At 71.2% G+C, this 6,746-nt stretch carries 4 protein-coding genes and 2 pseudogenes; 5 read left to right on the top strand and 1 reads right to left on the bottom strand.

The genetic code is table 11. From position 1 onward, the window contains the following. A pseudogene (locus HLK59_RS50630) lies at positions 1-237 on the bottom strand (hypothetical protein); the annotation flags it as partial. A gap of 140 nt (positions 238-377) precedes the next feature. Between HLK59_RS50630 and mtnA the strand changes: the two are divergent. The 5 genes and pseudogenes from mtnA to HLK59_RS46865 all read left to right on the top strand — a co-directional run. Further along, entirely contained in the window at positions 378-1,520 is a 1,143-nt protein-coding gene (gene mtnA, locus HLK59_RS46845; protein WP_171147792.1) for an S-methyl-5-thioribose-1-phosphate isomerase, read from the top strand. Between the two features lie 197 nt (positions 1,521-1,717). Continuing rightward, positions 1,718-2,407: a two-component system response regulator MtrA gene (gene mtrA, locus HLK59_RS46850; protein ID WP_187822996.1), complete on the top strand. Its 690-nt coding sequence runs from the start codon at positions 1,718-1,720 to the stop codon at positions 2,405-2,407. Between the two features lies 1 nt (position 2,408). Beyond that, the gene (gene mtrB, locus HLK59_RS46855) at positions 2,409-4,454 is read left to right on the top strand and encodes an MtrAB system histidine kinase MtrB (protein ID WP_171147793.1); all 2,046 of its coding nucleotides are present in this window, start codon (positions 2,409-2,411) and stop codon (positions 4,452-4,454) included. After that, positions 4,444-6,288 (top strand): LpqB family beta-propeller domain-containing protein, encoded by a 1,845-nt coding sequence (locus HLK59_RS46860; protein ID WP_171147794.1) that lies wholly within the window; start codon positions 4,444-4,446, stop codon positions 6,286-6,288. The genes mtrB and HLK59_RS46860 overlap by 11 nt, the downstream gene beginning before the upstream one ends. A 161-nt stretch (positions 6,289-6,449) precedes the next feature. Beyond that, a pseudogene (locus HLK59_RS46865) lies at positions 6,450-6,746 on the top strand (ComF family protein); the annotation flags it as partial.

Here is a 6,746-nt window from a genome sequence, read left to right on the forward strand (position 1 = left end):
GGGGGGGTGGGGTGGGGGCGGCGGGGTCTGGCCGGGGTTCGCCGGTCCGGTCGGTGCGGACCACTGGGCGGGTGGCGGCTGCTCCTTGGACCACTTCGAGCCGGGGCCCTGCGGGTCCGTGCCCGGCTGGTCCGAAGGGCCGGGACGGTCTGCGGGCCCGGCAGGGCCGGAGGCACCGGGCTCCTGCCCGTCGGACGGGGCAGATCCGGGCGAGGCCCAGCCCGGAGTGTCTTTCATCGTCGCTCCTTCACGGTGCCCGTCCGCGGTCGCGGCGGCAGGTTGGCAGCCATCGTGTCATGGGGTGGCCGCCGGGGGACCGGGCACGGTATCGGCTGCACACCTTCAATTGTCCGCCGGACAAGGGGCAGACTGACCGCATGGCTGATCAGTACGCGCAATCCGGCGAGGACGGCAGGCCGACCGAGATACCGACGATCCGCTGGGAAGAGCCACCCGAAGGTCCTGTCGTGGTCCTCCTGGACCAGACCAGGCTGCCGGCCGAGGAGGTCGAGCTGGTCTGCACGGACGCGCCCGCGCTGGTGGAGGCGATCCGTTCGCTCGCCGTGCGCGGGGCGCCGGTGCTCGGTATCGCGGGGGCGTACGGCGTCGCGCTCGCCGCCGCGCGCGGCTTCGACGTGGACGAGGCCGCGACCGGGCTCGCGGGTGCCCGGCCCACTGCGGTGAACCTCTCCGTCGGAGTGCGGCGGGCCCGGTCCGCGTACCGGGCCGAGCTCGCCAGGAGCGGGGACGCGGGGCAGGCCGCGCTGGCGGCGCTGGCCGCGGCGCGGACACTGCACCGACAGGACGCCGACGCCAGTGCACGGATGGCGGAGCGCGGGCTGGCGCTGCTGGACGAGTTGCTGCCCGGCGGTGGGCATCGGATCCTCACGCACTGCAACACCGGTTCGCTGGTGTCGGGTGGTGAGGGGACGGCGTTCGCGGTCGCGCTCGCGGCGCATCGGGTGGGGCAGCTGAGGCGACTGTGGGTGGACGAGACGCGTCCGCTGCTTCAGGGCGCTCGTCTGACGGCGTACGAGGCGGCACGCAGCGGGATGGCGTACACCCTGCTCACCGACAACGCGGCGGGATCGCTGTTCGCGGCGGGGGAGGTGGACGCGGTGCTGATCGGGGCGGACCGGATCGCGGCCGACGGGTCGGTGGCGAACAAGGTGGGGAGCTATCCGCTCGCGGTGCTCGCGCGGTACCACCATGTGCCGTTCATCGTGGTGGCGCCGGTGACGACGGTGGATCCGGACACGCCGGACGGGGCGTCCATCGAGGTCGAGCAGCGTCCCGGATTCGAGGTGACCGAGGTCGCCGCGCCGCAGGTGCCGGTGACGGGAGCGGGGGGCGGGATGCCGGTGGCGCCGCTGGGGACGCAGGCGTACAACCCGGCGTTCGATGTGACGCCGCCCGAGCTGGTGACGGCGATCGTCACGGAGGAGGGCGTTGTCTCGCCGGTGACGGCCGAGGCGCTGGAAGAGCTCTGCGCCAGGTCGCGCGAGGTGACGATCGGCTAGGGGCCCATGGCGGGCGGTGCCCGGCCGGAAGCCGTGGGACCGACCATGAGGTGAGTGTGCGCCTACGCTGGGTGGCTGACAGCCGCTACTGACATCGACGTCGCCTGACGGGGGCAGACAGTGACGACCGAGTACGACTATCGTCACGGGCCAGTGACCCTGCTCACCAGCGCCTCTGTCACTGTTATGAGAATGGGATGATGGCGTTTATGAAGGGACGAGTCCTTGTCGTCGACGACGACACCGCACTGGCCGAGATGCTCGGCATTGTGCTGCGTGGTGAAGGTTTTGAGCCGTCTTTCGTAGCTGACGGCGACAAGGCGCTGGCCGCATTCCGTGAGACCAAACCCGACCTGGTGCTCCTGGACCTGATGCTGCCCGGTCGGGACGGCATCGAGGTGTGCCGCCTGATCAGGGCGGAGTCCGGGGTGCCGATCGTGATGCTCACGGCGAAGAGTGACACCGTCGATGTCGTCGTGGGCCTGGAGTCGGGTGCCGATGACTACATCGTGAAGCCGTTCAAGCCGAAGGAGCTCGTCGCCCGTATCCGGGCGCGGCTGCGGAGGTCGGAGGAGCCGGCGCCCGAGCAGCTCGCCATCGGCGACCTCGTCATCGACGTGGCCGGTCACTCCGTGAAGCGGGACGGGCAGTCGATCGCGCTGACGCCGCTGGAGTTCGACCTGCTGGTCGCGCTGGCGCGCAAGCCGTGGCAGGTGTTCACCCGCGAGGTACTGCTCGAACAGGTGTGGGGTTACCGGCACGCTGCCGACACCCGCCTGGTCAACGTGCATGTGCAGCGGCTGCGCTCCAAGGTCGAGAAGGACCCGGAGCGCCCCGAGATCGTGGTGACCGTCCGTGGGGTGGGATACAAGGCAGGACCCAGCTGACATGTCCGGAGACAGTGCCGCTTCGTCGCCCGGGCGGACCGGGGCCCGTGCGGAGCGGCCTGTCGGCCGGAAGCCGTCGGGCTCCCGCTGGGAACGTTTCTTCGAGGGCGGGCTGCTGCAGGGCGGAGTGCAGGGCAGCCCGGTCCTGAGGCTGTTCATGCGCTGGGTGCGCCGGCCGCTGCTGCCCGTCATGCGGCTGTGGCGGCGCAACATCCAGCTCAAGGTCGTCGTCACCACGCTTCTGATGTCGCTGGGCGTGGTGCTGCTGCTCGGGTTCGTCGTCATCGGCCAGGTGCGCAACGGTCTCCTCGACGCCAAGGTGAAGGCGTCGCAGAGCCAGGCCACGGGTGGCTTCTCGGTGGCCAAGCAGAAGGCCGACGCGGCGGTGAGCGCGGGCGGTGACGACGCCGCGGGCGCGGACGGGCGGAGCAACCAGAACGTCAGCCAGTGGATGAGCGACCTCGTGGAGTCCCTCTCCAGTGGTGGCCAGGGCGCCTTCGACGTCGTCACGCTGCCCGCCGGTGGAGACAGCGGGGGGCGCGGTCCGCGCGCCTCCGGCAACGTCTTTCCGACGACGAGTGTGCCCCAGGACCTGCGGGACCGCGTCGACAGCAGCCTGCTCCCGGCCCAGAGCTATACCCGGATCGTGTACACCAACGGTCAGGAGTCGCAGCCCGCGCTGATCATCGGCAAGCAGGTCAACGACCCGAACAACGAGCCGTACCAGCTCTACTACCTCTTCCCGCTCACCCAGGAGGAGAAGTCGCTGAGCCTGGTCAAGGGGACGCTGGCGACGGCCGGGCTCTTCGTCGTCGTACTCCTCGGGGCCATCGCCTGGCTGGTGGTGCGTCAGGTCGTCACACCGGTGCGGATGGCGGCCGGGATCGCCGAGCGGCTGTCCGCGGGGCGTCTGCAGGAACGTATGAAGGTCACCGGTGAGGACGACATCGCCCGGCTCGGTGAGGCCTTCAACAAGATGGCACAGAGCCTTCAGCTGAAGATCCAGCAGCTGGAGGACCTGTCGCGGATGCAGCGTCGGTTCGTGTCCGACGTGTCGCACGAGCTGCGGACGCCGCTGACGACCGTACGCATGGCCGCTGACGTCATCCATGACGCGCGGGAGGACTTCGATCCGGTGACCGCGCGGTCGGCCGAACTGCTCGCCGACCAGTTGGACCGGTTCGAGTCGCTGCTCGCCGACCTGCTGGAGATCAGCCGGTTCGACGCGGGCGCGGCGGCGCTGGAGGCGGAGCCGATCGATCTGCGGGTGGTCGTGCAGCGGGTCGTCAGCGGGGCCGCGCCGCTCGCCGAGCGCAAGGGCACACGGATACGGGTCCTGGGCGATCAGCAGCCCGTCGTCGCCGAGGCCGACGCCCGGCGTGTGGAGCGGGTGCTGCGCAATCTCGTCGTCAACGCCGTGGAGCACGGCGAGGGCAAGGATGTCGTGGTCAAGCTGGCCGCGGCGGGCGGGGCGGTCGCGGTCGCGGTGCGCGACTACGGCGTAGGGCTCAAGCCCGGTGAGGCGACCCGGGTCTTCAGCCGCTTCTGGCGGGCCGACCCGGCACGCGCGCGTACCACCGGTGGTACGGGTCTGGGGCTGTCCATCGCCCTGGAGGACGCGCGGCTGCACGGCGGTTGGCTGCAGGCGTGGGGCGAGCCGGGTGGCGGCTCACAGTTCCGGCTGACGCTGCCCAGGACGGCGGACGAGCCGTTGCGGGGCTCGCCGATACCGCTGGAGCCCAAGAACTCGCGCCGTAATCGTGGACTCAACGACGCCGGCTTGCCGCGCGCGGGGGACGGGGAGAAGCGCGCCACCGTGCCGGTGCAGACATCGAGCGAGTCGGCGCCCCTCGCGCCGAGGCCGCCCGCCGCCCCCACCGCGGATCCGACGGCGCTGCCCGGCAACGGCGCGCGCGTGGTCCCGCGGCCCACCGGGGGAGCACGACCGGCTGACGACACGGGCGTCGCGGACGCGCAGTCCTCGGATGCCCGGAACGCCGGTCCTGAGGACCGGAACAAGCAAGGGGAGGCAAGTCGTGGGCGCTGACCGGGCGGGGGGCGGCCGACGGGGGCCGGTGCGCACGGTGGTGTCGGTCGCGTGTGGCGCCGTACTGCTGGCGGGGTGCGCCTCGATGCCGGACAGCGGGGATCTGCGCGGCGTGGAGTCCACGCCGCGGCAGGACTCGCAGGTGCGGGTCTACGCGAAGCTGCCCCGGGAGAATGCCGAGGCGCCGGAGATCGTGGACGGTTTCCTCGAAGCGCTGACCAGCGACGACCCCGATTTCGAGACGGCGCGAAAGTATCTGACCGCCAATGTCGCGCGCACGTGGAAGCCCGAGGCGTCGCTCACGGTGCTCGCGGACGGGCCGGACTCGTCCGAGAAGCGTTCGAGCGGCGGGGAGGAGTCGTCCGACGCGGTGTTCTCGCTGACCGGCAAGAAGGTCGCCACCGTGGACGGGCAGCAGGTGTACTCGCCCGCCGCCGGTCAGTACGACAGGACGCTGCACCTCGTGCGGGAGAAGAAGTCCAAGCAATGGCGCATCGACTCGCCGCCGCCGGGCGTGGTCATGGGCAAGTCGGACTTCCTGCGTAACTACACGTCGGTCAACAGGTACTACTTCGCCTCGAACTCCCCGACCGAGGCGGACGGTCAGCCGGTGGCCGTCGCCGATCCGGTCTATGTGCGCAAGAAGGTCGACCCGATGACGCAGACCGTGAGTCTGCTGCTCGCCGGGCCGTCACGCTGGCTGGACCCGGTCGTCAGGTCGAGTTTCCCCACCGGTACGGCACTGAAGAAGGGCGTCACCCAGTTGACGCCCGACGACCAGAACCGGCTGACGGTGCCGCTGAACGCCAAGGCGGACCGGGTCGGTTCGAAGAAGTGCCAGGAGATGGCCGCCCAACTCCTGTTCACACTGCGGGACCTGACCCCCACCGGCGTGAACTCGGTCGATCTTCAGCGCTCCGACGGCACGCAACTCTGCGACCCCGTCGACGAGACCAGCGCCGTGAACACGGTGGTGCACGAGATCGCGAAGGACGGCTACCAGTACTTCATCGACGCCAAGCACCGCCTCGTCCGGCTGGCGAGCGCGAGCACCGACCCGGAGGCCTTCGCGGCGGTTCCGGGCGCGCTCGGTGAGGGCGAGAAGGAGCTGCGGTCGGCCGCGGTGTCCCGGGACGAGCGCAAGGCGGCCGGGGTCTCCCTCGACGGCAGCGCGCTGTACGTCGGGTCGCTGGTGTCGGGGACCTCGCTCGGCGAGCCGGTCCTGCGCAGTGACGGCAAGACCCAGAACGACCGGCTCACCACGCCCAGTTGGGACGGCGAGGGCGACCTGTGGGTGGCCGACCGCGACCCCGACCACCCTCGGCTGCTGCTTCTGAAGAAGGGCGCGGGCGACCCCATCGAGGTCGACACCACGGGGCTCGACGGACGTATCGACGCGGTGCGGATGGCCGCCGACGGAGTGCGGATCGCACTCATCGTGGAGAAGGGCGGCGAGAAGTCCCTCTTCGTCGGGCGGATCGAACGGGGTGACAAGGCGAGCGGGGAGAAGGCCATCGCGGTCGTCGAACCTCGATCGGTGGCACCGCAGTTGGTGGAAGTCACCGCCATGTCGTGGGCTGGGGACAGCCGGCTCGTGGTGGTGGGGCGCGAGGACGGTGGCGTGCAGCAGATGGCGTACGTCCAGGTCGACGGCTCCACTCCGGTGGGGTCGGCGCCTGCCGCGCTGACGGGTGTGAAGGCCCTGGCCTCGTCCGAGGACGAGCAGCAGCCGTTGATGGCGTACTCGGAGGAGGACGGCATCGTCCGGCTCCTGTCCGGGGCGAAGTGGCAGCAAGTCGTGAAGGACGGGACGGCGCCGGTCTATCCCGGGTAGGTGCGGCACGGCCGGCCTGCGGCGGTTCGGCTTGAGGCGCTGTGGCCTGGGTCGATGCGGTGGGCGGTTCCGGAGCGGGTCACGAGTGCGGCGCGGAGTTGTCCACAGGGGGTTGTCCACAGGGGTGGCCGGGTGGCGCGGGCGTTGGCACAGTGGTGGGCATGCGGGGGTGGTGGCAGGACCTCACCGATCTGGTGCTGCCGGCCGAGTGCGGAGGCTGCGGGAGGGCTCGCACGGTGCTCTGTCCGGAGTGCCGTGCCGCCCTGAGCGGGACCGTGCCGTGCCGGGTGCGACCGGAGCCGGAGCCTGCGGGTCTGCCGGCGGTGCATGCGGCTGCGCGGTACGCCGACGAGGTGCGGGCGGTACTGCTGGCGCACAAGGAACGTGGCGCCCTGACCCTGGCGGCGCCGCTGGGCGCGGCTCTGGCGGGGGCCGTGCGGGCGGGGCTGCGGGAGGCG

Source organism: Streptomyces sp. S3(2020), from assembly GCF_013044505.1.
Taxonomy (GTDB): domain Bacteria; phylum Actinomycetota; class Actinomycetes; order Streptomycetales; family Streptomycetaceae; genus Streptomyces.